This is a genomic window from Neisseria macacae ATCC 33926, assembly GCF_022749495.1.
Taxonomy (GTDB): domain Bacteria; phylum Pseudomonadota; class Gammaproteobacteria; order Burkholderiales; family Neisseriaceae; genus Neisseria; species Neisseria macacae.
Genome location: NZ_CP094241.1, coordinates 2,138,948 through 2,165,537 on the forward strand (window position 1 = coordinate 2,138,948; position 26,590 = coordinate 2,165,537).

The following is a 26,590-nucleotide window of genomic DNA, read 5'->3' on the forward strand; positions in this document are numbered from 1 at the left end:
TTCTTCAATCAAAAATTAGCTTAGAACTTCCATTCCAGCGATACGGCGTAGTTGCGGCCGGGCGCGCGGTAGCGGTCCAAGCCTTTGCCGTCGCGGTCGACCCCGTTGGTGGTGCTGTAACTGTACAAACCGCGCAGGGAATCCCAAGTGGTGTCTTTGCGGTTGAACAGGTTGTACACGCCCGCACGCAGGGTCAGGTTTTTCACCGGTTTGTAGAAGCCGTACATATCGAACACATAAGCCGATTTGTTCAGCCACGGGTAATCCTGCACTTTTTTCTGCAAAGGCGTACCCCAGCCGTTGTTTTCATAAACGGTGTATTGCGCATCTTTCGCCTTTTTCGCGCCCAAATAGGTCAGGCGGGAGAACACGCCCCATTTTTCGCTCGGACTTTCATAGTCGATACCGGCAATCACTTTCAGCGGCTGGGTGGACAGCAGGCTGTTGTCGCCCGACAGCTTGCTTTTCGCGTAACCCACGGAACCAAACAGCTTCCAGCCTTCAGGGACAAAAGAGACTACTTTGTCCAAATTCAGACGACCTGTCAGCTCAAGACCGCGAACCCTTGCCTTGTCGATATTCTGCATCTGCCAATCCAGTTTTTCGGTGTAGGGGGCGCTGCACAGACCGTAGTAATAATCCATCTGGGTGCAGCCGGGTTCGCCGCTGGCGGTCAGTTTCTGCTCTTCAGACAGGAAATTGCGGTAGTTGCTTTGATACAGGTTGGCATCCAGCGTACCTTTTTCGCCGCGTCCTTGCAGGGAGAGGGTGTGGGTGGTGCTGCGCTCGGCTTTCAGGTTAGGATTGGGCAGCCAATTACCCGAACCGTGGTTGTAGGTGAAATACACTTCGGACGCATTGGGGACACGGTAGCCGGAAGTGATGTCGTAACCGACACGCCAAGCCTGATTCAGTTGCGCCGCCAAGCCGGCGAAACCGCTCCAGCCGCTGTAAGTATTGGGTGCGGGCGGTGTTTTGTCGCAGGCATGACAGTCGGCATTCAGTTGCTGCGGCGTCATTTTGGTGTGGTCGTAACGGATGCCCGCGCGGCTTGAAAACACATTGTTCCATTGGATTTGGTCGGACAGCGAGAAACCGTAGTTGGTGGTTTTCACCGGATGCTGGATGGTGCTGGTGGTTCGGACGATGCGGCCGCTGAAGAAATAATCGTCGCGGTTTAAATTTTCAAAATCACGGCGGCTGGCAAAGGCCTTGAACGACAGGCGGTGCTGCCCGCCCAGTTGTAGCGGCTGGCTGTCCAAACGCAGGGTGATGCGTTTGAAGCGGGTGTCCATGCTGCGGTTGTATATTTCGTCCAAATCCTTCTGATTGTAGTTGCGCGTCCAGGTGGAATAATCCATCGGGAACGAGCCTTTGTTGTTAACCGCCGCCACTTTGGTTTTCTGATAATCGAAGTCTGCCTTCAACAACGACAACCAATTTGAATCAGGCGTCCATTCGTAAAACAGGTTGGCATTGCGCCGTTTGTTTACATCGTCGGCTTCGCGCCAGGAAGAATCGGTCAGGTTATAAGACTCTTCAACCGTGTAATTGTGCCCCTGCTGGCCGTTGAGCGATGCGCCGATACGGTGGTTCTCATTAATCTGATAACCGATTTTGGCCAAGAAGCTGTGGTATTTGTGTTTGGACGGATCAGGAATGCCGCGTGCCGAACCGCGGATATTCGTGCCGCTGCCCTTGCCTTCCACCGCATAGCCGCGGTTGCCCGCGCTTTCGGTTTCATGGCCGCGCCGTTGTGAATACAGCAAGGCTGCATCGACGCTGCCGTTATCCATGCCGAAGCCGACTGTGTTCGTCCATTCGCGGTTGCGGCTGCTGTAACCGTTTTTCATCATCACGCCGAACTGCCGCTCCGGCAGCAGCAAATCACGTCCTTGCAGGGTTTGGTAATTCACACCGCCGCCCAAGGCGCCGCTGCCGGTATTGAAAGAGTCCGCCCCTTTCACGATGTCGATGTTGCGCACCAGTTCAGGGTCGATGGACAAGCGCGAACTGTTGAAATTGCCGTAACGGGCATACAGTGAGTTTTCTTCCGAATCAGGCAGGCTCACGCCGTCAATACTGACGCCGACACGGTTGCCTTCCACGCCACGAATGGCAAAGCCTTTTTGATGGCGGCCGCTGTCGCTCAGACCGACATCGGTGGAATAGCGCACCAAGTCTTTGTTGTCGCGTATCATTTCCTGTTGGATACGGCCGAGGTTGACCCGTTCCACGGCGGCGGGCGCGTTGCGATGCCCTTTTACCGTTACCTGTTTCAGTTCGGCTTGCATGGGCTCGGCAGCCGTTGATTGCGCAGCATTATCCGCCGCAAACACGGGATTGCCGAAAATACTGCCGACAAGGGCGGCAATAGGGAGTATGTGTGATGATTTCATGGTTCAAAACCTCAGAAACAATAAAATTGACCAATATTCAGCTTAATTCAACAATGAAAATTTTTGATAATCATTTATATTTACATTGAAAGCAATGACGAATATAAATCCCTGTAACGGATGGCCAATAAATTTTTAAATACGGAAACGGAAACCGGATAAAAGCGGCCTTCCTTGCCCATACCATATGTAAGGGGTTGATATTTCGGACTTCAACTGTTTTCCGGCGCAAAATATTGCGCCGGAAAACATATCGATGACCTATCAATAACCTGCATTTAGTGGCGGTGCGGAACAAAGCCTTCCGGAGCTTCCGCGCCTTCAGGCAGGCCGAAGGTTTCGCGCAGAACGACTTTGTAGAACGCAAACGCATCTTTTGCACCTTGAATTGCCTCGGCTTCGGCTTCGGGGCTTAAGCCTAAAGCATTCAAATGTTCGACAAAGGCACGCCAATGTTTGCCGCGTCCGTTCGGATGGGGAGCGAGGTGGCGCGCACCGTGTTCGCCGTTGTAATCCAGCTTTTGCGCGTGTTTAAACAAAAATGCAGCGCCCAAATTGGAACCTTCGGCGCAATACAGCCAGCCGATGGCTTTATTGCCGGTTTCGTGCGGCAGCGGTTTGCCGTATTCGTAGGGTTTGTCGCCCAAATCCGCCAAGTCTTGCGTTACCGCGTCGTAACGCGCCATGTATTCCAGCTCAGGAATGGCTTTGTTCAACTCAGGGTCTTTATAGATATGATCGACCGCTTTGTGGAACACGGATTGCAGCTTCAAGAATTTGATGTAGTTCTCTTTGTTGGTAAACGGCTCGACAGACATAACCAAATTGTCCACGCTGTCGTGAATGGTAGCGGTTTGCTCTTTCAGCCGTTTGGCAAAGGTCAGCTCTTGTGTTTCGCTCATGTGAATATCCTTTGATGATCTACAAAATTTAATTGACGGTTTTGACGAAACCTGTACAACAGGTTTTTCAGACGACCTCAAATGAAGGCTGCCCGAATCAATAAAAAATAAGTGATGGGAAATCTGTGTTTGGGAATGGAAATTTATGATTTTGAGATATTTAGGTACAGAATCGTTTACGAATGAACAAATGAAATCTGTCATATTACAAAACAATTTAGGAATATATATCATTTCTATTACATCATCAAGAATTTAACTTGCTATTATTTACATAAATCTGTTGTTTTCGCATATTTGCAACAAATATGGCAAGGGGTCGTCTGAAAGCGTTTCAGACGACCCCGAATTGATTGTAAACAATACTATTCACATAGTCATAATTTATTTTCCAGACACTGTCTCCCCCATATGTAAGCAATTTGGGCTATCCCTATGTTTTCCTTTATAATACCTGCCTCTTTGACCTCTTCCCTCCTCCATGAAACCGATTCCTAGCTATACGCGCTGGTGGCGTTATAAATCCTACCTGCCCGACGCATCGCTGCCGGCGCATACGGTGGATTGCCCGGACTGTGGCAACCGCATGGATATTCCGCGCCTGCGGCAGGGGCAGGAAGCACATTGTCCGGTGTGCAATCATGAAGTGGTTGAGGTGGAAAACAATCCTTATGTTGCGCCGCTGGCTTACGCGACGACTTCGCTGATTTTGATGGCGTTTGCGTACAGCATGGTTTATATCCGCGTGGAACTCTTTGGCGTAACATCCGTCCTGTCGCTGCCTGAAATGATGCGGCTTTTGATTTATCAGGATTACGGTTTTCTGGCGGAAGTGATGTTCGTCCTCACTTTCGGTGCGCCGGTATTGTTTTTGCTGCTTTGTTTGTACGTTTATACCGCGTTGGTGCGCGAGCGGGCGTATCCTGCGCTGCGGTTTGCGACGCGGGTTTTGGTCAGGCTGCGTCATGCGATTATGGTGGATGTGTTCTTTATTTCCACTTTGGTGGCGTATATCAAGCTCTCGTCTGTGGCGGAGGTTGAATTCGGCTCGGCATTTTATTTGATGTTTGCGCTGTCGGTCATGCTGATTCGGACTTCGGTCTCGATTCCTCAGCATTGGGTTTATTATAAAATCCACAGGCTGACGGGCGGAGATGCGGTGCAAACGGCATCCGAAGACAAAACCTGTTGCAGCCGCTGCCTGTATTTCCGCGATAAAGACGAGCAGCCTTGCGAGGTCTGCGGTGCGGATTTATACCGCCGCCGCCCGAAAAGCCTGAGCATTTCGCTGGCATTTTTGATTGCGGCGTTTATCCTGTATTTCCCTGCAAATATTCTGCCGATTATGATTTCGTCGAACCCTACCGCGCTGGAAGTCAATACGATTTTCAACGGCATTGTGTATATGTGGAACGATGGCGACAGGCTGATTGCGGTGATTATTTTCAGCGCGAGTATTTTGGTGCCGGTATTGAAGATTATCGCGATGGCGGTTTTGATTGCGTCTGCTTATTTCAAACCGCCGATGAGCGCGCCGAAAATGTCGGTGCTTTACCGGATTACCGAATCCATCGGCCGCTGGTCGATGATTGATATTTTTGTGATTATTATTTTGATGAGTTCGTTCCACACCAACATGGCGCGCGTCGTCCCCGGCGGGGCGGCGGTTTATTTCTGCCTGGTGGTGGTATTGACCATGCTGTCTGCCTATTATTTCGACCCCCGCCTGATTTGGGACAGGCAGCAGCAGCTTTCAGACGACCCCGATTCCGACGATAACCAGAAACAATGAAAAAACACGATTCTTCTCAAACGCATCGCGCACCCGCGCGCGTCAAAAAAACCAATGTCTTCACATCTATCGTGTGGCTGATTCCGCTGATTGCGCTGATTGCGGGCGGCTGGCTGCTGGTAAAGGACATTCGCAACCGAGGTCCGGTCGTCACGCTTTTGATGGACAGCGCGGAAGGCATTGAAGTCAACAACACGGTGATTAAAGTGTTGAACGTCGATGTCGGACACGTTACCCGCATCAAACTGCGTGACGACCAAAAGGGCGTGGAAGTCACCGCCCAGCTTAACGCCGATGCGAAAGACCTCATCCGCAGCGATACGCAGTTTTGGGTGGTGAAACCACGCATCGACCAAAGCGGCGTAACCGGTTTGAGCACGCTCCTGTCCGGCTCGTATATCGCGTTCACGCCGGGCAAAAGCAATGAAACGAAGGATGTATTTGAAGTGCAGGACATCCCGCCGATTGCCGCCATCGGGCAAAGCGGCCTGCGCCTGAAGCTGGTCGGTCAAAACGATAAAATCCTCAACGTCAGCAGCCCCGTACTTTATGAAAACTTTATGGTCGGACAGGTAGAAAGCGCGCATTTCGAGCCTGCCGACCAAACCGTGCATTACACCATCTTCATCCAAAGCCCGAACGACAAATTGATTAATTCAGAAAGCCGCTTTTGGCTAGAGAGCGGCATCAATATCGAAACCACAGGCAGCGGCGTGAAACTCAATTCCGCCCCTCTGCCTGCGTTGCTTTCCGGCGCAATTTCGTTTGATTCGCCGAAAACCAAAAACAGCAAAAATGTGAAAAGCGAAGACAGTTTTACGCTTTACGACAGCCGCAGCGAAGTGGCAAACCTGCCCGACGACCGTTCGTTGTATTACACCGCGTTTTTCAAACAGTCCGTGCGCGGTCTGACCGCAGGCTCGCCCGTCGAATACAAAGGGCTGAATGTTGGCGTGGTTTCCGACGTTCCCTATTTCGACCGCAACGACAGCCTGCATCTGTTTGAAAACGGCTGGATTCCCGTGCGCATCCGCATCGAGCCGTCGCGCATGGAAATCAATGCCGACGAACAAAGCAAAGAACATTGGAAACAACAATTCCAAGCCGCTTTGGGCAAAGGTCTGACCGCCACCATCTCCAGCAACAACTTGATTACCGGCAGCAAAATGGTCGAACTGACCGACCAACCCTCGTCTTCGCCCAAGCTGCGACCGCACACTGTTTACGCAGGCGATACCGTCATTGCCACACAAGGCGGCGGTTTGGATGATTTGCAGGCAAAAGTGGCGGATTTACTGGAGAAATTCAACAATCTGCCGTTGGATAAAACCGTTGCCGGGTTGAACGGCTCGCTTGCCGAACTCAAATCCACCCTCAAATCCGCCAATGCCGCTTTAAGCTCCATTGACAAACTGGTCGGCAAACCGCAAACGCAAAACATTCCGAACGAGCTGAACCAAACCCTGAAAGAATTGCGTCAAACCCTGCAAGGCGTATCGCCGCAATCACCCATCTACGGCGACGTGCAAAATACCCTGCAAAGTTTGGACAAAACCCTCAGGGACGTACAGCCCGTCATTAATACTTTGAAAGAAAAACCCAATGCGCTGATTTTCAACAGCAGCAGCAAAGACCCCATCCCGAAAGGAAGCCGATAATGCGCCTCTTCCCGATTGCCGCCGCCCTGACGCTTGCCGCCTGCGGCACCGCGCAAAGCCCGCAATATTTCGTCCTGCCCGACAGCCAATACATCCGGCCGGCGGCGCAAGGCAGTGAAATCACGGTCAAAGTCAACCTTGCCGAACCGCTCGCCAACGGCGGCCTCGTTTATCAAACCGACGCGTATCACGTGAATCTGGCGAAGAACCACCTTTGGGCAGCGTCGCTTGACGGCGCGTTGGCGGCGAACTTCAGCAACAAACTCAACCGCCTCAACCCGCGCCATACTTTCGTTCCCGCCTCACGCAGCCAAAGTGGCCAAACCCTGAAAATCTATATCGAAGCTTTCCAAGGCAGCTATCAGGGGCAGACTACCGTCAGCGGCTACGCCCTGTGGCCGGACGGACGCAACAAACCGTTTGACGTTACCACCCCGCAACAAGGCGACGGTTATACCGCCATGCTGGAATCTTTGGAAAACGGTTTGAACGAAGCAGCAAAAAGCATTGCCTATTGATGAGGTCGTCTGAAAACCCATGTTGTGGGTTTTGCCAAAACCATTGATCGTGCAAAAGGAAGAAACATGCAAAACATCACGCTCTATACCCATCCCTTTTCACGCGGCAGATACGTCGTATGGATGCTCAAAGAATGCGGCGCGGAATACACCGTCGTACCGGTCCAGTTCGGCACGCAAATGAAATCCGCCGAATATCTCGCCATCAATCCCCAAGGGCAAGTCCCCGCACTGAAATTCGGTGATGCCGTACTGACCGAATCGACCGCCATCATTACCTTTTTGGCAGAACAATTCCCCGACAAACACCTTATCCCCGCCGCAGGTACGTTGGAGCGCGGCGAATACTACCGCTGGATGTGCATATTGATGCACCTCGAATACGCAGCCTTCAACAAACTGCACAACCTGCCTGTCGATACGCCCGAATGCCGCCGCCAAATCGGTTACGGCGATTTCGATACCGCATGGAACACATTGCGCGAACACTTGAAAAACCGCGACTACATCGTCGGCAACAGCTTTACCGCGATGGATTTGTACTGCTCCGCGCTGATTCTGCACTTAACGCAAAATTGGAAAGTGTTGCCCGCCGATGAAACCGACGTATTGCAACGCTACGCCGCCAAACATCTCGCCCGCCCCGCTTTCGCCGAAACCACAGCATGGATGCTGGAAACCGCCGCCCAAATGCCGCCTGTTGCATAAATCAAGATTATTAGAACCGAAAGGTCGTCTGAAACCTACTGCGCGGGTTTCGCCAAAAACATTCACAACGCAAAAGGAAAAGACATGCAAGACATCACGCTCTACACCCATCCCTTTTCACGCGGCACATACGTCGTATGGATGTTGAAAGAATGCGGTGCGGAATACACCGTTGTCCCCATCCAATTCGGCGCACAGATTCAGTCCGCCGAATATCTCGCCATCAATCCCCAAGGGCGGGTTCCCGCGCTCAAATTCGGTGATACCGTATTGACTGAATCGCTCGCCATCATTACCTTTTTGGCGGAACAGTTCCCCGACAAACACCTCATCCCTGCCGCAGACACATTGGAACGCGGCGAATACTACCGCTGGATGTGCCTGTCGCTGCACCTCGAATACGCAGCCTTCAACAAACTGCACAACCTGCCTGTCGATACGCCCGAGCGCCGCCGCCAAATCGGTTACGGCGATTTTGATACCGCATGGAACACCTTGCGCGAACACTTGAAAAACCGCGACTACATTATCGGCAACAGCTTTACCGCGCTGGATCTGTACTATTCCGGGCTGATTCTGCTCTTAACGCAAAACTTTAAAGTATTGCCTGCCGATGAAACCGATGTATTGCAACGCTACGCCGCCAAACATCTCGCCCGTCCCGCCTTTGCCGAAACCATGGCATGGGCGCAGGAAACCGTTGCCCAAATGCCGCCTGCGGAATAAATCAAGGCTATTAAAACAAAAAAGTCGTCTGAAAACCTGATTGAGAAGGGCTTTCAGACGACCTTTTATCAGACGATTGGAAAATCAGTATTTCACCGAATCATTACCGCTGTTTTTTTGGATAAATTCAATTTTATAACCGTCAGGATCTTCCACAAAAGCAATAACGGTTGTGCCGTGCATCATCGGTCCTGCCTCGCGCACGACTTTGCCGCCTTTTTGTCTGACCCGTTCGCAAGCCTCATACGCATCATCCACTTCCACTGCGATATGACCGTAAGCGTTGCCGATATCATAGCTTTCCGTATCCCAGTTGTGCGTCAATTCCAGTACGGTATTTTCAGCCTCACCGCCGTAACCGACAAACGCCAAAGTAAACCGTCCTTCGGGATAATCGTGGCGGCGCAGCAAAGACATGCCTAAAACATTTTGATAGAAGTCCAAAGATTTTTCGAGGTTGCCAACGCGCAACATCGTATGGAGCAGTCGCATAATATATTCCTTTTATATTGTTTTAAAAACAGATTTTATCATAGTTCGCCCTAAGCGCCGATTGTCTGCACGGAACGAAATAGCGACACATTTTATCCATAAGAAACAACTTTTTCATCCGTCAGGCAGCCATCCTCGTTTTTCAGACGACCTTGCTTTATAATTATGCTTTATGTGTTTTTCAGAACCATCATGAAGTTAAGACAAACAGCCACTCTTTTATGGCTGTCCATCCTCTCTTTGCCGGCATTTGCCATCGATTTCGGCCGCATCCCTCAAGACGAAATTTCCGTGTATGTTCAAGAATTGGACAGTGGAAACGTCTTGGTCGATCACCGTTCGAATGTGCCGGTCAACCCCGCATCGACCATGAAGCTGGTTACAGCGTTTGCCGCATTTAAAGCTTTGGGCGGCGATTACCGCTGGACGACCCAATTTAAAAGTGACGGCACGATTCAAGGCGATACCTTGCAAGGCGATATTTACTGGGTCGGCAGCGGAGACCCTGTTTTCGACCAAGAAGGCTTGGTCGGGATGCAGCAGCAATTGCGCGATAAAGGCATACGCAAAATCACCGGCGGCTTGGTACTCGACCGCCATTTATGGGGAGATATTCAAAATCCGAGCGATTTCGAATCCGATGTCGGCTCTCTATTTATGACGCCGCCCGACCCGCATATGCTGGCTTACAAAGTCGTATCGGTCAAACCGGAACGCAATGACATGGGCGGAGTGGATCTTGTGACCAACCCGCCCCTTCCCGATATTAAAATCGACAACAAAATCAACGTCACGCCATCAAACGCATCCTGCAAAGCCTTGCAAAACCATATGCGCGCAAACTACAAAGGCGGCGTATTGCATGTTTCCGGCAAAGTTCCGGAATCGTGTTTGGGCAATGAAATGTACGTCAACATGTTGAACATGCGTGAATTTGTACAAAAGAGCTTTATCAACCAATGGCGTTATTCAGGCGGAGAAATTACCGACGGCATCAGGGCAGCATCCGTACCACCTCATTCCAAAACGCTGGCAGTACACCAATCCAAACCCATGTCTGCCATTTTGACGGACATGAACAAATATTCGAATAATCTGATTGCGCGCTCCGTATTCCTGAAATTGGGAGGCGAGCATTCCGGCAACTCCGCCTTGCAGCAAGCCTCTTCAGCCGTAAAACGTGAATTGGCTACCGCGGGCGTGGATACGGAAAACTTGGTCTTGGAAAACGGTTCGGGCCTATCCCGCCGTGAACGCGTCAGCGCCAATATGTTGGCGCAAATGCTGGAAAAAGCCTATTTCAGCCCGTTCAAACAAGACTTCATCGATACCTTACCCATTGCTGGTAAAGATGGCACGCTGAAATACCGCCTCAAACAGGCAGGCCCTGCCCTGCGCCTGAAAACGGGTACGCTCAAAGATGTACGCGCCCTCGCCGGATATTGGCTGGGAGACAAACCCAAGATCGTGGTGGTGGTGATTAACAGTCCGAATGCAACCAACTATCTGAATGATTTGGATAAACTGGTTTCAAAAATCGTACAGCCCGGCGGTGACGCTTGGATTGATGCGAAAATGAAGTGCGCAGAACGAATGGAAGCTTAAAAAGCATCAAAACACTTCAGGCAGCCGAAGAAATGACTTTCCGGCTGCCTGAAGTGTTTTTCAGAGGTCGCAAATCCTACTGTTCCGTTTTACTGCATGAAACAGGTCACGAATCGGCTTTACCTTTATTTTTCTTATCAGGGAAAATGAAGGAAGCGGCAATCCCGCAGGTCAGCACAACCAATACAACCAGCAAAGACGTATTGGGCGAAATGTCCCATCCGTGATGGAACATATGATTGCTCGCCGACAAGCCCAGTTTGGCAGCGATGAAGAACAGCAACACAACCACTGCCTTTTCCAAATGAACCAAATAGCCCTTCAACGCTTCCAATACGAAATAAAGCGTACGCAAGCCCAAAATGGCGAACATCATGGCACTGTAAACAATCAACGGTTCTTTAGATACGGCAATCACCGCAGGTACGCTGTCAAACGCGAACATCACGTCCGACAACTCAATCACTGCCAAACATAAAAACAGCGGCGTCGCGACCAACTGCCCTTTACGCATTTTCTGAGGATGGTTATTTTCAGGATGCTTGAGGTCTTCACCCGCCGGCTCAAGCCGCACCTCGGGATATTGCTCATGCGCTTTTTTCAACTCCTCGCCTTTTAAGAAAAAATGGCTGCCGTAAAGACGGGGAAACACAGGGAAAAAACGATGGACCGCACGATATGCCAAATGTTCGGAATAATCGGCATCTTCTTCGCCCTCCTCTTCATCCCGACGCAGCATCATAACGGCGGTATAGCCGACAATGACGGCAAAAACCACTTCCACAATCGGCCCCAATGCCAACAGTCCGGCACCGATGGCGACAAAAATCATGCGGAAAATAATCGCGCCGATAATCCCCCAGTACAAAACACGGTGGCGCAGGCCCTCAGGCACTTTAAACCAAGCAAAAACCGCCATCATTAAAAACAGATTATCTACGGACAATACTTTTTCCAAAGCATAGCCGGTAAAGAACAGGCTGGCGGCTTCACTGCCGTGATGAACCCACAAAAATGCGCCGAACAAAATCGATATCAATACCCAAAACAGCGACCATATCACAGCACTTTTCAGCGACATCGGTTTGTTGTCCCTATGGGCGAATAAATCGATGGCAATCGCGCCCACAGACAAAATCACGAAAACGGCGACGGTTTCAATGGGGAAACCCAAATGGTTCATAAAAAGCCTTTGTTATCAAAATAAAGCGTAAGTATAGTGAAACAACGCGGAATAATATAGAGAAATCCAATAAAGATAATGTAATATAGTGGATTAACTTTAAACCAGGGTGGCGTTACCTCGCCTTAGCTCAAAGAGAACGATTCTCTAAGGTGCTGAAGCACCAAGTGAATCGGTTCCGTACTATCTGTACTGTCTGCGGCTTCGTCGCCTTGTCCTGATTTAAATTTAATCCACTATATTTCCGACAACCGGCACAAACCGGATTCCGCTCTTTATCCACGCCCGACAGACCTGTAAGGGGTCGTCTGAAAATTTCAGACGACCCCTTGCCTTTTCTCATCGACTTCCTAAACCCTATCCGATTTATAGTGGATTAACTTGTTGTCTGATTACATTCAATCCGCATCCGTTTCCAAATGCTTCAGAAAGATAGTTTCAAGCCTATTTAAATGCAATATTTTTCAAGATAATTTGTAAACTAATGTTTTTAATATGGTTTGAAAAATATTTCAGTAAAACCGGCAAGCAACGGTCATCATGAGCTTTGCAAGCCTACTGTTTTCAGGTATCCTCAAACGGATTATTTACAACTTAATATGTTTTAATTACATATCTAATTGAATTAATAAATGATTTATTTCTAACAAGCTACAAAAAATAGAAATTTCCGCTGTATTTTAATTAGAAAAATGTTTGGGCGTGGATTGCCTGCAATTTCATCAGCCCGTGATTTTGAAGTTTTAGATGAGGAATAGTACATGAATCCCATGTATATCACTTTTGCAATCTATCTGATTGCCGTTCTCTTGATTGGTCTGGCCGCGTATTTCTCCACGCGCAATTTCGATGATTATATTTTGGGCGGGCGCAGCTTGGGTCCGTTTGTTACGGCGATGTCGGCGGGTGCGTCCGATATGTCGGGCTGGCTTTTGATGGGTCTGCCCGGGGCGATTTATCTGAGCGGCTTGAACGAGGCTTGGATTGCCATCGGCCTGGTGGTCGGCGCGTATTTCAACTGGCTTTTGGTGGCGGGCCGTCTGCGCGTACATACCGAATATGCCAATAATGCGCTGACGCTGCCGGATTATTTCTTCCACCGCTTCGGCGCGGGCGGACATTTGATGAAAGTGGTTTCCGCGCTGATTATTCTGTTTTTCTTCACGATTTATTGCGCCTCGGGCATTGTGGCGGGTGCAACTTTGTTCCAAAGCCTGTTTGAAGGCATGACTTACAAGCAGGCGATGTGGCTGGGTGCGGGTGCAACCATTGCCTATACCTTCTTGGGCGGATTCTTGGCGGTCAGTTGGACGGATACGCTGCAAGCCTCTTTGATGATTTTTGCGCTGATTTTGACGCCTGTAATGGTGTATTTGGGTCTGGGCGGTGCAGAACAAATGTCTGCCGCGATTCAAAGCGTTGCCGCAGGTACGGGCAAGGAATACGACAGCTTGTTTGCTGGTACGACCGTCATCGGCATTATTTCCACCGCCGCATGGGGCTTGGGCTATTTCGGTCAGCCGCACATTTTGGCGCGCTTTATGGCGGCTGAAAGCGCGAAATCACTGGTATCGGCACGCCGCATCGGCATGACTTGGATGGTGTTGTGTCTGGCAGGCGCAGTAGCGGTCGGTTATTTCGGTATTGCGTATTTTGGTGCAAACCCCGACCAAACCGCTTCCATGCACGGCAACCACGAACGTATCTTCATCGCGCTTTCTACTTTATTGTTCAACCCTTGGATTGCAGGCATTATTTTGAGCGCGATTTTGGCGGCGGTCATGTCCACTTTGTCTTGCCAGCTTTTGGTTTGCTCCAGCGCGATTACCGAAGACTTCTACAAAGGCTTTTTGCGCAAAAATGCGCCGCAATCAGAATTGGTATGGGTGGGCCGTCTGATGGTATTGGCGATTGCCATTATCTCTATTCTGATTGCGTCCGACCCTAAGAGCAAAGTTTTGGGCTTGGTGTCTTATGCGTGGGCAGGTTTCGGCGCGGCGTTCGGTCCGATTGTGATTCTGTCGGTATTGTGGAAACGCATTACGGCATACGGCGCTTTGTCGGGCATGATTGCCGGCGCGCTGACTGTGGTGGCGTGGGTGGAGTGGGTCAAAAAACCTGCTTTGGCTGCACATGAAACCGGTATTTGGACTATGTACGAAATCGTCCCCGGCTTCATCGCCTGCTTGATTATCGCTGTTCTGGTTTCACTGACCGACAAAGAGCCGTCTCGTGAAATCCAAGAACGTTTTGAAAAAGCGGACACAGAATACCGCGAGGCGAAATAAGTGTTTTCAGACGACCTGCCGTTGACCGTAGGTCGTCTGAATTTTTATACGGGAAGGCAGGTTTTATTTTTATATTGATGCTCATGCGGATAATGCACTCTTTGGACTTTATCTGCTTTTTATCAAAGCAAAAAATCCTGTTTTTGAGATAAATTGCTTGTCCGACCCTTATAAATTTATTAAGATATTATCTATATGCTTTAAATCTTTTCAGACGACCTCGAAAAGGGATGGGGTCGTCTGAAAATCATCATAAAAACTTTGGAGAACCTTAAAATGTTTGACTTTGCTTTTCCGACACAAACGCCACTGCGCCAAGCGATTACCGATGCTTACCGCCGCGACGAAATCGAAGCCGTTCAGGATATGCTGCAACGCGCCCAGATGAGCGATGAGGAGCGTCGGGCGGCGTCCGAACTCGCGCGCCGTTTGGTTACGCAGGTTCGTGCCAGCCGCACCAAAGCCAGCGGGGTGGATGCGCTGATGCACGAGTTTTCGCTCTCCAGCGAAGAAGGCATTGCGCTGATGTGTCTGGCGGAAGCTTTGCTGCGCATTCCCGACAATGCGACACGCGACCGCCTGATTGCCGACAAAATTTCCGAAGGCAACTGGAAAAGCCATTTGAACAACAGCCCGTCCCTGTTCGTCAACGCCGCCGCATGGGGCTTGCTGATTACCGGCAAACTGACCGCGCCGAGCGACAAGCAGATGGGTTCGGCTCTGAACCGCCTCGTCAGCAAAGGCGGCGCGCCCCTGATCCGCCAAGGCGTGAACTACGCCATGCGCCTGTTGGGCAAGCAGTTTGTTACTGGACAAACCATTGAAGAAGCGCTGCAAAACGGCAAAGAGCGCGAAAAAATGGGCTACCGCTTCTCCTTCGATATGTTGGGCGAAGCCGCCTACACCCAAGAAGATGCCGACCGCTATTACAACGACTACGTTCAAGCCATTCACGCCATCGGCAAAGATGCTGCCGGACAAGGCGTTTACGAAGGCAACGGCATTTCCGTCAAACTTTCCGCCATCCATCCGCGCTATTCCCGCGCCCAACACGAACGCGTGATGAGCGAACTCCTACCTCGTCTGAAAGAGCTGTTCCTTTTGGGTAAAAAATACGATATCGGTATCAACATCGACGCCGAAGAAGCCAACCGTTTGGAGCTGTCTTTGGATTTGATGGAAGCACTCGTTTCCGACCCCGATTTAGCCGGTTACAAAGGCATCGGCTTTGTCGTTCAGGCATATCAAAAACGCTGCCCCTTCGTCATCGACTATCTGATTGACCTTGCCCGCCGCAACAACCAAAAACTGATGATCCGCCTCGTCAAAGGCGCGTACTGGGACAGCGAAATCAAATGGGCGCAAGTGGACGGCCTGGACGGCTATCCGACTTACACCCGCAAAGTCCATACCGACATCTCCTACCTCGCCTGCGCGCGCAAACTGCTGGACGCGCAAGACGCCGTGTTCCCGCAATTCGCCACCCACAACGCCTACACCTTGGGCGCGATTTACCAAATGGGCAAAGGCAAAGACTTTGAACACCAATGCCTGCACGGCATGGGCGAAACCTTGTACGACCAAGTGGTCGGCCCGCAAAACTTAGGCCGCCGCGTGCGTGTGTACGCCCCGGTCGGTACGCACGAAACCCTGCTCGCCTACTTGGTGCGCCGTCTGTTGGAAAACGGCGCGAACTCGTCGTTTGTCAACCAAATCGTCGATGAAAACATCAGCATCGACACGCTGATCCGCAGCCCGTTCGACACCATCGCCGAACAAGGCATCCACCTGCACAACGCCTTGCCGCTGCCGCGCGATTTGTACGGCAGGGGTCGTCTGAATTCCCAAGGCGTCGATTTCAGCAACGAAACCGTGTTGCAACAGCTTCAAGAAAAACTCAACCGCGCTGCCGCGCAAGACTTCCACGCCGCATCCATTATCAACGGTAAAGCCCGCGATGTCGGCGAAGCGCAACCGATTAAAAACCCCGCCGACCACGACGACATCGTCGGCACAGTCAGCTTTGCCGATGCCGCGCTTGCCCAAGAAGCCGTCGGTGCAGCCGTTGCCGCGTTTCCTGAATGGAGCGCGACGCCAGCCGCCGAGCGCGCCGAATGCCTGCGTCGCTTCGCCGATTTGCTGGAGCAGCACACCCCCGCGCTGATGATGCTTGCCGTGCGCGAAGCGGGTAAAACGCTGAACAACGCCGTCGCCGAAGTGCGCGAAGCCGTCGATTTTTGCCGCTACTACGCAGGCGAAGCCGAAAACACCCTGCCCAAAGATGCCAAAGCCGTCGGCGCCATCGTCGCCATCAGCCCGTGGAACTTCCCGCTCGCCATCTTTACCGGCGAAGTCGTTTCCGCATTGGCAGCCGGCAACACCGTTATCGCCAAACCTGCCGAACAAACCAGCCTGATTGCCAGCTACGCTGTTTCCCTGATGCACGAAGCAGGCATCCCGACTTCCGCCTTGCAACTTGTGCTCGGCGCAGGCGATGTCGGCGCAGCGCTGACAGGCGATCCGCGTATCGGCGGCGTGATTTTCACCGGCTCGACCGAAGTGGCGCAACTGATTAACAAAGCCCTTGCCAAACGCGACGACAGCCCCGTCTTGATTGCCGAAACCGGCGGTCAAAACGCCATGATTGTCGATTCTACCGCGCTGCCCGAGCAAGTTTGTTTGGACGTGCTCAACTCCGCCTTTGACAGCGCGGGACAACGCTGCTCCGCCCTGCGTATCCTTTGCGTTCAAGAAGATGTCGCCGACAAGATGCTCGCCATCATCAAAGGCGCAATGGACGAATTGGTCGTCGGCAAACCCGTTCAGCTCACCACCGACGTAGGCCCCGTTATCGATGCCGAAGCGCAGCAAAACCTGCAATCGCACATCAATAAAATGAAAGGCGTTGCCAAGTCTTACCACGAAGTCAAAGCCGCTTCCGATGTTGATCCTGCGAAATCCACTTTCGTGCTGCCGATTTTGTTCGAACTCAACAATTTGAACGAACTCACCCGCGAAGTCTTCGGTCCCGTCCTGCACGTTGTCCGCTACCGCGCCGACGAACTTGACCAAATCATCGACCAAATCAACAGCAAAGGCTACGCGCTCACCAGCGGCGTACACAGCCGCATCGAAGGCACGGTCAAACGCATCCGCGAACGTATCGAAGCGGGTAACGTTTACGTCAACCGCAACATCGTCGGCGCCGTCGTCGGCGTACAACCGTTCGGCGGACACGGTATGTCAGGTACAGGCCCGAAAGCGGGCGGTTCGTTCTATCTGCAAAAACTGACCCGCATGCCCGAATGGGTTGCACCGCCGCTGAGCCGCATCGGACAAGCGGACGAAGCCGCACTCAAACGCCTCGAAGCCCTGATTCACAAGCTGCCGTTTAATGCTGAAGAGAAAAAATCAGCGGCATCGGCATTGGGACACGCCCGCATCCGCACCCTGCGCCAAGCAGAATCTGTCTTGGTCGGCCCGACCGGCGAACGCAACGCCATGAGCTGGCGTGCGCCCAAACGCGTCTGGGTACACGGCGGCAGCCTCCTGCAAGCCTTCTGCGCCCTGACCGAACTTGCCGCCGCAGGCATCGTAACCGTCGTCGAACCCGACAGCCCGCTTGCCTCCTACACCGCCGACCTCGAAGGCCTGCTGCAAGTCAACAGCAAACCTGAAAGCACAGGCGTGCACCACGTCGCCGCCCTAAGCCCGCTGGACAGCAGCCGCAAGCAAGAGCTGGCAAACCGCGACGGCGCACTTATCCGCATCCTCCCGTCCGAACAAGGCTTGGACATCCTGCAAGTGTTTGAAGAAATCTCTTGCAGCGTCAACACCACAGCCGCCGGCGGCAACGCCAGCCTGATGGCCGTTTCCGACTAAAAGGATTGAATAAACGCTAGAGCGTTTGAACAAAGGTCGTCTGAAAACGTTAGCAAAACCTGCTAAGTCCGTTTTCAGACGACCTTTTTATGCTTTGATGAAAAGTCGGATTCGTTATAGTGGATTAACTTTAAATCAGGACAAGGCGACGAAGTCGCAGACAGGACAGATAGTACGGAACCGATTCACTTGGTGCTTCAGCACCTTAGAGAATCATTCTCTTTGAGCTAAGGCGAGGCAACGCCGTACCGGTTTAAAGTTAATCCACTATAACTTATGCCTTCAAAAATGAAGCAGAAATTTGAGTGATATCGCGGATAAGATGAGGAGGCAACTTATTCCGGTTATTTCGACAAATAGGGATAACGGCAGGCAAATACCCTACTTCTATTTCAATTCACATCAACAAAAAAGGAAGAAACCGAGGTTTCTTCCTTTTGTATTTGAAGCCGAATATTTAACCGCCGAAATCATCCAAGAGGATGTTTTCATCTTCCACGCCCAAGTCTTTGAGCATTTTGATGACGGACTGGTTCATGATTGGCGGGCCGCACATATAGAATTCGCAGTCTTCCGGTGCTTCGTGGTTTTTCAGGTGGTTTTCGTAAACCACGTTGTGGATGAAGCCTGTGTAGCCGTCCCAGTTGTCTTCCGGCAGCGGGTCGGACAAGGCGACGTGCCATGTGAAGTTCGGGAACTCTGCTGCGAGTTGGTCGAAGTCTTCAACATAGAACATTTCGCGTTTGGAGCGTGCGCCGTACCAGAAGGTGATTTTGCGTTTGGATTTCAAACGTTTCAACTGGTCGAAAATGTGGGAACGCATCGGCGCCATACCTGCACCGCCGCCGATGAATACCATTTCGGCATCGGTGTCTTTGGCGAAGAATTCGCCGAACGGACCGGAGATGGTTACTTTATCGCCGGGTTTAAGCGACCAAATGTAGGACGACATTTGTCCCGGAGGCGCATCGGGTACGCGCGGAGGCGGCGTGGCGATACGCACGTTCAGCATGATGATGCCTTTTTCTTCTGGATACGAAGCCATGGAGTAGGCACGCAAAATCGGCTCGTCCACTTTGGAAACGTATTGCCACAGATTGTATTTATCCCAGTCTTCGTGATATTCCTTAGGAATGTCGAAGTCTTTGTAGGCAACGGTGTGCGGCGGGGCTTCGATTTGAATGTAGCCGCCGGCGCGGAAGGGAACTTCCTCGCCTTCGGGAATGGCAAGCTTGAGTTCTTTAATGAACGTGGCTTTGTTGTCGTTAGAGATGACTGTGCATTCCCATTTTTTCACGCCGAACACTTCTTCCGGCACTTCGATGTCCATGTCGGTTTTGACGTTAACTTGACAGGACAGTCGGCAGCCTTCGCGTGCTTCGCGTTTGCTGATGTGGGACAACTCGGTCGGCAGAATGTCGCCGCCGCCGCTTTTCACGACAACGCGGCATTGTCCGCACGAACCGCCGCCACCGCAGGCGGAGGGAACGAAGATGCCTTGGCTGGCAAGCGCGCCCAGCAGTTTGCCGCCGGCGGGCATAGTCAGCTCTTTTTCATCATTGACTTTGATGGTGATGTCGCCTTCGCTCACCAGCTTGGATTTGGCAAACAGAATCATCAGTGCCAAAGCCAAGACGATGACGGTGAACATCACGATACCTAAGATGATTTCCATAGGTGTTCCTTTAATTCAAAAATATTTTTGGCTGCGCCAAATGGAGTTTTAGGTCGTCTGAAAATTCAGGCCCCGGCATAGTGGCTTAAATCAGGTGCGGTTTTGCTGGGGATAAACTCGGTTATCGCGTAATCGGCAATACCTGCTTGGCGGAAAGGGTCTTCGCTAATGATACGTTCCACTTCGTCGCGGCCGGCGGCTTGGGCGATGATAATGCCGCCGGTGCGCGGTTCTTTCCGCCCTGAAAACAGAAATACGCCTGCCTGATAGTAGCGGTCTAAAAATTGGCGGTGGGCAGCCAAGTGTTGTTCTATTTGAGCAAGTTCGGCGGTGTAGGTCAGCGAAATGATAAACATGTTTTTCCTTCCGTTCTATTTTTCAGACGGCCTGAACGTTTTTACAACTGGATACCTGAAAACGACATAAACGCCATCGCCATCAGGCCGGCGGAGATGAAGGTGATGCCCAGTCCTTTAAGGCCTTTGGGAGTGTCCGAATATTTCATTTTCTCGGTAATGCCCGCCAAAGCGACAATCGCCAACATCCAGCCCAAGCCCGCGCCGAAGCCGTACACGACGGATTCGCCGAAGTTGTATTCGCGTTGCGCCATAAACGAAACGGCACCGAAAATCGCGCAGTTTACGGTAATCAGCGGCAGGTAGATACCCAGCGCGTTATAGAGGGCGGGAACGAATTTGTCCAAGAACATTTCCAGAATCTGCACCAAAGCCGCAATCACGCCGATGAAGGTGATGAATTTCAGGAAAGTCAAATCCACGCCTTTGACAATCGCGCCGTCTTTGAGCAGCGAGTAAACGAGCTGGTTGGCAGGGACGGACAGACCGAGTACGAAGGTAACGGCAACGCCCAAGCCGAATGCGGTGGATACTTTTTTCGATACCGCCAAAAAAGTACACATGCCCAAGAAGAAGGACAGCGCCATGTTTTCAATGAAGACGGATTTCACAAAAAGGCTTAAATAGTGTTCCATTTTTTATTCCTCCGCCTGTTCGGGTTTCCATGTGCGCAAACCCCAAATCAAAAAGCCGATGATGAAGAACGCGCTCGGTGCCAGCAGGAAGAGGCCGTTGGTTTGATACCAGCCGCCATCCTGTACGGTTTGGAAAACGGTGTAGCCCAAGAGTTTGCCTGAGCCGACAAGCTCACGGATGGTTGCGATGATAATCAGCATCATGCCGTAACCTGCGCCGTTACCGATGCCGTCCACCAGGCTTTCCAGCGGCGGCTCTTTCATGGCGAAAGCTTCGGCACGACCCATCACGATACAATTGGTAATAATCAGGCCGACGAATACGGAGAGCTGTTTGGACAATTCGTAGGCGTAGGCCTGCAACAATTGGTCAACCAGCGTAACCAGCGACGCGACAATCGCCATCTGCACGATAATACGGATGCTGTTGGGGATGTAGTTGCGTACCAGCGAGATGAAGAAGCTGGAAAAACCGGTTACCAAACTGACGGAAATACCCATCACGATGGCCGTCTGAAGTTTGGTGGTAACCGCCAGCGCCGAACAAATACCCAAAACCTGCAAGGCAATCGGGTTATTGTCGATAAAGGGTGAAAACATTAAATGTTTCAAGCGTTTCATATCAGCCATTATTGTGCTCCTGCTGATTTCAATTTATTCAGGTAGGGGATATAGCCGTTTTCGCCGAACCAGTAGGCAAACGAACCTTGTACGCCTTTGGAAGTCAGCGATGCGCCGGAAAGGGCATCTACGCCATGTTCTTTGTCCGAGCTTCCGCCTTTGGAAACATGCAGGGCAAGTTTGCCTTGTTCGTCAAAGAGTTTTTTGCCGACGAATTTTTGTTGCCACAACGGATTGCCGATTTCGCCGCCCAAGCCCGGAGTTTCGCCTTGGTCGTAGTAAGTGATGCCGTTGATGGTGTTGCCGTCAGGTTGGATGGCGACGAAGCCGTACATGACCGACCACAGACCGTTACCGTGCATAGGCAGGATGATTTGGCTGACTTTGCCGTCATCGCCTTTTACCAAATAAACTTCGGTGTATTTGGCGCGGCTTTTGATGCCTGCCAAATCGTCTTCTGGTTTGATTTGGATGCTTTGGGCAGAGTCTTTGCCGGCAACGCGCGCGCTGAAATCTTTCGGCGCGTCTTTCACATATTCGCCGGTCGCCAAATCGACCACGCGCTGTTCGATGCGGTCGGCAAAGGTTTTGCTGATGTCGGTATTTTTATCGAGCAAACCGGCAACGCTCAGGATGTAGCTTTGTTTATCTTGAACCTTTTGCTTTTCCTGCACCGGTTTCAAGCCGACAACCGCGCCCGCCACGATGACCGAGCAAATCAGGCTGACCGCCAATACCACAATCAGCGTGCCGCTGAAGCTGTCTTTATCGAATTTCTTAGCCATTGCTACGCGCCTTTCTGCGTTTGATGTTCGCTTGTGCGACGAAATAGTCGAAAATCGGGGCAAACAGGTTGGCAAACAGAATCGCCAACATCATGCCTTCGGGGTAAGCCGGATTGACCACACGGATTAACACGCACATCACGCCGATTAGCGCGCCGTACCACCATTTGCCGACATTAGTAAAGGAGGCGGAAACAGGGTCGGTCGCCATAAACAGCATACCGATGGCGAAGCCGCCGACGACCAGATGCCAGTACCAAGGCATGCTGAACATCGGATTGGTGTCCGAACCGATGACGTTAAACAGCGAAGACATGGCAATCATACCGATCATCACACCGGCAATAATGCGCCAAGAAGCGATGCGGGCAAACACGATAAACGCACCGCCGATTAAAAGCGCCAAAGTGGATACTTCGCCGATAGAACCGGGCAAGTTGCCGATAAACGCATCCATCCAAGTGATGGATTGATTGGTAACGGCATTTTTCAGACCTTCCGAACCGTGTGCCGCCCACTGAGCCAACGCAGTTGCACCGGAATAGCCGTCAACCGCCGTCCAAACGGTGTCACCGGTAATGTTGGCGGGATAAGCGAAGAACAAGAAAGCACGGCCTGCCAGCGCAGGGTTCATAAAGTTTTTACCCGTACCGCCGAACACCTCTTTCGCAACCACCACGCCGAAGGTAATGCCTAAGGCGGCCTGCCATAGCGGCAGCGTAGGCGGAACGATTAAGGCAAACAGAATCGAAGTTACGAAGAAACCCTCGTTGATTTCGTGTTGGCGCACGGTGGCGAACAAGACTTCCCAGAAACCGCCGACGATAAATACGGTCGCGTAAATCGGCAGGAAGTAAATCGCGCCGAACAGCATTTTGCCCAACGCGCCCGCTTCAGACGACATATTAATGCCCAAAGCGTTGGCAAGGGCGTAATGCCAGTCGTTGGCGATGCTTTGTTGCAGCAAATCGGGTGTCAGCGCACCGAATGCCTGCGCGCCGACGTTGTACATGCCGTAAAACATGGCGGGGAACAAAGCCAGCCACACCAAAATCATCATGCGTTTGGAGTCGAGCGCGTCGCGGACGTGTGCCGCTTTGCGCGTTACCGCGCCGGATGTGTAGAAAATCGTCGCCGCAGCTTCATAGAGGGCATACCATTTTTCATGCTTGCCGCCCGGCAGGAAGTGCGGTTCGATTTTTTCCAGAAAATGTTTCAAGCCCATAATCAGCCTTCCTTCTCAATGGTTTCCAGCACCTTGCGCAACAGCGGGCCGTATTCGTATTTGCCCGGGCAGACGAAGCTGCACAAAGCGAGGTCTTCTTCGTCCAATTCCAAGCAACCCAAAGCCTGCGCGCTGTCGGTATCGCCGACGATTAAATCGCGCAAAAGCAAGGTAGGCAGGATGTCCAGCGGCATTACGCGCTCGTAAGTACCAATCGGCACCATGGCGCGGTCGCCGCCGTTGACGGCTGTCGTGAACTTGAAGAGTTTGTTTTTCAGGAAATGACCGAGGGTGGTACGCGTAATCGAGTATTTGTCCGGTTGCGGCGCAACCCAGCCGAACAGCTCTTTGCTGCGGCCTTCTTCGATAACGGAAATCTGATTGTGATAGCGTCCCAAATAATCATGCGCGCCTTGTGCAATCGCGCCGTTCAATACCGAACCGGAAATCACGCGGTTGTCCGCGTCAACCAATTCGCCGGCGGTAATTTGCGACACCTTCGCACCCAAAACGGTACGCAAGAGGCGCGGTTTATTGACTTGCGGACCGCCCAAAGCAACCACGCGCTCGGTATTCAGACGACCTGTGACGAACAAACGCCCGATCGCCATCACGTCTTGATAATTGATGGTCCAAACGGTTTTATTCGCGCCGACAGGCTCGATGAAATGAATGTGCGTACCGCTCAAACCCGCAGGATGCGGGCCGCCGAATTCGTGTGTTTCAATGTTGGCGGCGTTTTCAGACGGTACGTCCGCACCGGCTGCTTTACAAACATGGATTTTGCGTTCGGTCAGACGGCTCAACACCAGCAAACCTCGTCTGAAATCCTCGGCGGCTTCTTTGATCACGACCACAGGGTCTGCCGCCAGCGGATTGGTGTCCATCGCATTGACGAAGATGGCGAACGGCTCGGCATCAACGGCAGGGATTTTGCTGAACGGACGGGTACGCAGCGCAGTCCACAAACCGGATTGAATCAGATTGCGGCGCACTTCTTCGCCGCTTAAGTTTGCCAACGCATCGGGCGCGTAGCGTTCGAACTCGATTTCGTCATCGCCCTCAACGGCAATCACGACCGACTGAAGCACGCGCTTTTCACCGCGGTGAATCGCGGCGATTTTGCCGGAAGCCGGCGCAGTAAACACCACGCCCGGATTTTTCTTGTCTTCAAACAGCACTTGGCCTTTTTTGACGGCATCGCCTTCCTTGACTTTCATCGAGGGGCGCATACCGGCATATTCTTCGCCAAGCAACGCGACTTCGGTAATGGCCGGACCGTCGTAAACGGCTTGCTCCGGTCTGCCCGCGATGGGCAGGTCTAGGCCTTTTTTGATTTTAATCATAGATTTGCATTACTTGTGATGAGTTAAACAGAATAAAATGTTCCAACTTTTCAGACGACGTTTGAAATGGCAAAGCATGGGGAAGGTCGTCTGAAAGTAAAGCCTTACTTACGGAAAACAACAATTAAATGAAAACTGTAAAACGTTTGATTTTAGCAGGAACAGTCCGCCTTATGTCAGATTTACGAAGATTTTTTCCAGCTTCCTGCCCCGAATCCCGCGCAAAGCAGCCCTCCAATAAAATTACAAGATATTGATGCCCCAAATTAATCCCTGGCAGAATACAAAAAGGTCGTCTGAAAACCGAATCAATAAGAATCAGGTTTTCAGACGACCTTTTGAAGTTTAGGAATCAGAACAACTGCCAAACGAAGAAGATCAGCGTGTGCAGTATAAACAGCGGAATCAATACCCCCACCGACCACATCATATAACCGAAGAAAGTCGGCATCGGCACGCCGCGCTGCTCGGCAATCGCTTTAACCATAAAGTTCGGCGCATTGCCGATATAAGTGAGCGCACCCATAAACACCGAACCCATAGATACTGCCAACAGTGAATGGAACAGATGCCCCGTCATCAGCGCCTGAGCATCGCCGCCCGCCATATTGAAGAACACCAGATAAGTCGGCGCATTATCCAAAAATGCGGACAACAAACCGCTCATCCAGAAATACATCGTATTAATCGGATTGCCCGAAGCGTCATGCACCAACGACACCACTGCGCCCAGCGCACCCGCCTCGCCTGCCTTCAAAATCGCCAAAACAGGGGAAATCGTAATGAAAATACCCAAAAACAGTTTGCCCACTTCGGCAATCGGGTCGAAATTGAATTCATTGCCCGCCCTGACCTGTTTGGGCGTAATCAGCAGCGAAACCATGGTCAGCACCAGCAAAATCACATCGCGCACCAAGTTTTGCAACGCATAGTGGCTGCCTAAAATCTCAAAACCCGGATGATCGGGCTTCCACAAGCCGGACAGCAAAACCGCACCGACCACGCCCGCCAGCAGCAGGAAATTCCATTTGCCGGCAATGCGCAAATCTTCATCGACCTCCTCTTCCTGACGAATCTGTTCCACATTGGCTTCACGCGCGTGATAACGGCTGTCGATAATATAAAACACCAGCAACAGCACCACCGTACTGATCAATACGGGCATCAACATGTGTTTTACCGTCCACATGAAATCCACGCCCTTCAAGAAGCCCAAAAACAGCGGAGGATCGCCCAACGGCGTCAGGCCGCCGCCGATGTTTGCCACCAAAAAGATAAAGAATATAACAACATGCACCTTATTCTTGCGGTAATGATTTGCTTTCAGCAGCGGACGAATCATCAGCATTGCCGCACCGGTCGTCCCCATAAAAGACGCCATCACCGTCCCCGCCGCCAGCAACCCGGTATTCAACGCAGGCGTACCATTGAGCTTACCCCAAACCAAAATCCCGCCCGAAATCGTGTACAAAGCCAAAAGCAGCAGGATAAAGGGGATATATTCCTCAACCAACGCATGAGCAACCGTATGCACACCCGCTCCGAAACCGAACACAACGGCGAACGGAACCAAAAACAGCAGCGTCCAAAACGCCGTAATCTTGCCGAAATGGTGATGCCAGGTATGCGCGAAAAAGAGCGGACCCAACGCGATAGACAAAAGAATCAACGCGAACGGCGCACCCCAAAACAGACTGAGCGTCGCGCCGTCAAAATCAGCGGCGTGAGACACAGCGGGAAGCAGGATGAGGGATAGAATTGGTAAGCGGCGCATTGTTTTTCCTTGTTTTTTTT

General features: G+C 51.6%; 20 protein-coding genes. 8 read left to right on the top strand and 12 right to left on the bottom strand.

Annotation, left to right across the window (positions count from 1 at the left end; genetic code table 11):
* Positions 1 to 20 precede the first annotated feature (20 nt).
* Positions 21 to 2,399 (bottom strand): TonB-dependent hemoglobin/transferrin/lactoferrin family receptor, encoded by a 2,379-nt coding sequence (locus tag MON40_RS10300; RefSeq protein ID WP_003776773.1) that lies wholly within the window; start codon positions 2,397 to 2,399, stop codon positions 21 to 23.
* Between the two features lie 278 nt (positions 2,400 to 2,677).
* On the bottom strand, positions 2,678 to 3,301 hold the full coding sequence (locus tag MON40_RS10305; RefSeq protein ID WP_009311207.1) for a biliverdin-producing heme oxygenase: 624 nt from the start codon (positions 3,299 to 3,301) through the stop codon (positions 2,678 to 2,680).
* Between the two features lie 481 nt (positions 3,302 to 3,782).
* On the opposite strand from MON40_RS10305, the gene MON40_RS10310 reads away from it, so the two are divergent.
* The 5 genes from MON40_RS10310 to MON40_RS10330 all read left to right on the top strand — a co-directional run bounded on the left by MON40_RS10310 (position 3,783) and on the right by MON40_RS10330 (position 8,703).
* Positions 3,783 to 5,093: a paraquat-inducible protein A gene (locus tag MON40_RS10310; RefSeq protein ID WP_003776766.1), complete on the top strand. Its 1,311-nt coding sequence runs from the start codon at positions 3,783 to 3,785 to the stop codon at positions 5,091 to 5,093.
* Positions 5,090 to 6,751 (top strand): intermembrane transport protein PqiB, encoded by a 1,662-nt coding sequence (gene pqiB / locus MON40_RS10315; protein ID WP_003769024.1) that lies wholly within the window; start codon positions 5,090 to 5,092, stop codon positions 6,749 to 6,751. The genes MON40_RS10310 and pqiB overlap by 4 nt, the downstream gene beginning before the upstream one ends.
* Positions 6,751 to 7,269: a PqiC family protein gene (locus tag MON40_RS10320; RefSeq protein ID WP_003776764.1), complete on the top strand. Its 519-nt coding sequence runs from the start codon at positions 6,751 to 6,753 to the stop codon at positions 7,267 to 7,269. The genes pqiB and MON40_RS10320 overlap by 1 nt, the downstream gene beginning before the upstream one ends.
* A gap of 66 nt (positions 7,270 to 7,335) precedes the next feature.
* The gene (locus MON40_RS10325; RefSeq protein WP_039862760.1) at positions 7,336 to 7,977 is read left to right on the top strand and encodes a glutathione S-transferase family protein; all 642 of its coding nucleotides are present in this window, start codon (positions 7,336 to 7,338) and stop codon (positions 7,975 to 7,977) included.
* An 84-nt stretch (positions 7,978 to 8,061) separates the two neighbouring features.
* Positions 8,062 to 8,703, top strand: a complete 642-nt coding sequence (locus MON40_RS10330; protein ID WP_003776760.1) for a glutathione S-transferase family protein — start codon at positions 8,062 to 8,064, stop codon at positions 8,701 to 8,703.
* An 84-nt stretch (positions 8,704 to 8,787) separates the two neighbouring features.
* Here the strand turns inward: MON40_RS10330 and gloA are convergent, their stop codons facing one another.
* Positions 8,788 to 9,195, bottom strand: coding sequence for a lactoylglutathione lyase (gene gloA, locus MON40_RS10335; protein WP_242925899.1), 408 nt, complete (start codon positions 9,193 to 9,195; stop codon positions 8,788 to 8,790).
* A gap of 165 nt (positions 9,196 to 9,360) precedes the next feature.
* On the opposite strand from gloA, the gene dacB reads away from it, so the two are divergent.
* The gene (gene dacB / locus MON40_RS10340; RefSeq protein WP_003776757.1) at positions 9,361 to 10,800 is read left to right on the top strand and encodes a D-alanyl-D-alanine carboxypeptidase/D-alanyl-D-alanine endopeptidase; all 1,440 of its coding nucleotides are present in this window, start codon (positions 9,361 to 9,363) and stop codon (positions 10,798 to 10,800) included.
* Positions 10,801 to 10,906: 106 nt separating this feature from the next.
* On the opposite strand, the gene MON40_RS10345 is transcribed toward dacB, so the two are convergent.
* The gene (locus tag MON40_RS10345) at positions 10,907 to 11,983 is read right to left on the bottom strand and encodes a TerC/Alx family metal homeostasis membrane protein (RefSeq protein WP_242925900.1); all 1,077 of its coding nucleotides are present in this window, start codon (positions 11,981 to 11,983) and stop codon (positions 10,907 to 10,909) included.
* Positions 11,984 to 12,744: 761 nt separating this feature from the next.
* Here MON40_RS10345 and putP point away from each other — a divergent pair.
* Both putP and putA read left to right on the top strand, forming a co-directional pair.
* On the top strand, positions 12,745 to 14,271 hold the full coding sequence (gene putP / locus MON40_RS10350) for a sodium/proline symporter PutP (protein ID WP_003776752.1): 1,527 nt from the start codon (positions 12,745 to 12,747) through the stop codon (positions 14,269 to 14,271).
* Between the two features lie 276 nt (positions 14,272 to 14,547).
* Positions 14,548 to 18,153 carry a bifunctional proline dehydrogenase/L-glutamate gamma-semialdehyde dehydrogenase PutA gene (gene putA / locus MON40_RS10355; RefSeq protein ID WP_003776751.1) on the top strand — a complete coding sequence of 1,202 codons (3,606 nt, stop codon included), beginning with the start codon at positions 14,548 to 14,550 and terminating at the stop codon, positions 18,151 to 18,153.
* A gap of 457 nt (positions 18,154 to 18,610) precedes the next feature.
* Here putA and nqrF read toward each other — a convergent pair whose 3' ends face one another.
* The 8 genes from nqrF to MON40_RS10395 all read right to left on the bottom strand — a co-directional run bounded on the left by nqrF (position 18,611) and on the right by MON40_RS10395 (position 26,570).
* On the bottom strand, positions 18,611 to 19,828 hold the full coding sequence (gene nqrF / locus MON40_RS10360) for an NADH:ubiquinone reductase (Na(+)-transporting) subunit F (RefSeq protein ID WP_003776747.1): 1,218 nt from the start codon (positions 19,826 to 19,828) through the stop codon (positions 18,611 to 18,613).
* Between the two features lie 65 nt (positions 19,829 to 19,893).
* Positions 19,894 to 20,184: a YciI family protein gene (locus MON40_RS10365; protein WP_003776745.1), complete on the bottom strand. Its 291-nt coding sequence runs from the start codon at positions 20,182 to 20,184 to the stop codon at positions 19,894 to 19,896.
* Between the two features lie 41 nt (positions 20,185 to 20,225).
* Complete coding sequence (nqrE, locus tag MON40_RS10370; protein WP_003776743.1) at positions 20,226 to 20,819, bottom strand: NADH:ubiquinone reductase (Na(+)-transporting) subunit E; 594 nt, start codon at positions 20,817 to 20,819, stop codon at positions 20,226 to 20,228.
* Between the two features lie 3 nt (positions 20,820 to 20,822).
* A complete protein-coding gene (locus tag MON40_RS10375) occupies positions 20,823 to 21,449 on the bottom strand; it encodes an NADH:ubiquinone reductase (Na(+)-transporting) subunit D (RefSeq protein ID WP_003776738.1) in 627 nt (208 codons plus the stop codon).
* The gene (locus MON40_RS10380) at positions 21,449 to 22,225 is read right to left on the bottom strand and encodes a Na(+)-translocating NADH-quinone reductase subunit C (protein ID WP_003776736.1); all 777 of its coding nucleotides are present in this window, start codon (positions 22,223 to 22,225) and stop codon (positions 21,449 to 21,451) included. The genes MON40_RS10375 and MON40_RS10380 overlap by 1 nt, the downstream gene beginning before the upstream one ends.
* On the bottom strand, positions 22,218 to 23,450 hold the full coding sequence (locus MON40_RS10385; RefSeq protein WP_003776735.1) for an NADH:ubiquinone reductase (Na(+)-transporting) subunit B: 1,233 nt from the start codon (positions 23,448 to 23,450) through the stop codon (positions 22,218 to 22,220). Before MON40_RS10385 ends, MON40_RS10380 begins: the two co-directional genes overlap by 8 nt.
* Positions 23,451 to 23,452: 2 nt before the next feature.
* Positions 23,453 to 24,796: a Na(+)-translocating NADH-quinone reductase subunit A gene (locus MON40_RS10390; RefSeq protein ID WP_003776733.1), complete on the bottom strand. Its 1,344-nt coding sequence runs from the start codon at positions 24,794 to 24,796 to the stop codon at positions 23,453 to 23,455.
* A gap of 352 nt (positions 24,797 to 25,148) precedes the next feature.
* Positions 25,149 to 26,570, bottom strand: a complete 1,422-nt coding sequence (locus MON40_RS10395) for a sodium:proton antiporter (protein ID WP_003776732.1) — start codon at positions 26,568 to 26,570, stop codon at positions 25,149 to 25,151.
* Positions 26,571 to 26,590 lie beyond the last annotated feature (20 nt).

Excerpts from the sequence above, each read along its gene's own strand:
- dacB (WP_003776757.1), top strand. The coding sequence starts at position 9,361 with ATGCTTTATGTGTTTTTCAGAACCATCATGAAGTTAAGACAAACAGCC.
- nqrE (WP_003776743.1), bottom strand. The coding sequence starts at position 20,819 with ATGGAACACTATTTAAGCCTTTTTGTGAAATCCGTCTTCATTGAAAAC.
- MON40_RS10330 (WP_003776760.1), top strand. The coding sequence starts at position 8,062 with ATGCAAGACATCACGCTCTACACCCATCCCTTTTCACGCGGCACATAC.
- MON40_RS10300 (WP_003776773.1), bottom strand. The coding sequence starts at position 2,399 with ATGAAATCATCACACATACTCCCTATTGCCGCCCTTGTCGGCAGTATT.
- MON40_RS10385 (WP_003776735.1), bottom strand. The coding sequence starts at position 23,450 with ATGGGCTTGAAACATTTTCTGGAAAAAATCGAACCGCACTTCCTGCCG.
- gloA (WP_242925899.1), bottom strand. The coding sequence starts at position 9,195 with ATGCGACTGCTCCATACGATGTTGCGCGTTGGCAACCTCGAAAAATCT.
- putP (WP_003776752.1), top strand. The coding sequence starts at position 12,745 with ATGAATCCCATGTATATCACTTTTGCAATCTATCTGATTGCCGTTCTC.
- MON40_RS10345 (WP_242925900.1), bottom strand. The coding sequence starts at position 11,983 with ATGAACCATTTGGGTTTCCCCATTGAAACCGTCGCCGTTTTCGTGATT.
- MON40_RS10310 (WP_003776766.1), top strand. The coding sequence starts at position 3,783 with ATGAAACCGATTCCTAGCTATACGCGCTGGTGGCGTTATAAATCCTAC.
- putA (WP_003776751.1), top strand. The coding sequence starts at position 14,548 with ATGTTTGACTTTGCTTTTCCGACACAAACGCCACTGCGCCAAGCGATT.
- MON40_RS10365 (WP_003776745.1), bottom strand. The coding sequence starts at position 20,184 with ATGTTTATCATTTCGCTGACCTACACCGCCGAACTTGCTCAAATAGAA.
- nqrF (WP_003776747.1), bottom strand. The coding sequence starts at position 19,828 with ATGGAAATCATCTTAGGTATCGTGATGTTCACCGTCATCGTCTTGGCT.
- MON40_RS10325 (WP_039862760.1), top strand. The coding sequence starts at position 7,336 with ATGCAAAACATCACGCTCTATACCCATCCCTTTTCACGCGGCAGATAC.
- pqiB (WP_003769024.1), top strand. The coding sequence starts at position 5,090 with ATGAAAAAACACGATTCTTCTCAAACGCATCGCGCACCCGCGCGCGTC.
- MON40_RS10380 (WP_003776736.1), bottom strand. The coding sequence starts at position 22,225 with ATGGCTAAGAAATTCGATAAAGACAGCTTCAGCGGCACGCTGATTGTG.
- MON40_RS10395 (WP_003776732.1), bottom strand. The coding sequence starts at position 26,570 with ATGCGCCGCTTACCAATTCTATCCCTCATCCTGCTTCCCGCTGTGTCT.
- MON40_RS10305 (WP_009311207.1), bottom strand. The coding sequence starts at position 3,301 with ATGAGCGAAACACAAGAGCTGACCTTTGCCAAACGGCTGAAAGAGCAA.
- MON40_RS10320 (WP_003776764.1), top strand. The coding sequence starts at position 6,751 with ATGCGCCTCTTCCCGATTGCCGCCGCCCTGACGCTTGCCGCCTGCGGC.
- MON40_RS10390 (WP_003776733.1), bottom strand. The coding sequence starts at position 24,796 with ATGATTAAAATCAAAAAAGGCCTAGACCTGCCCATCGCGGGCAGACCG.
- MON40_RS10375 (WP_003776738.1), bottom strand. The coding sequence starts at position 21,449 with ATGGCTGATATGAAACGCTTGAAACATTTAATGTTTTCACCCTTTATC.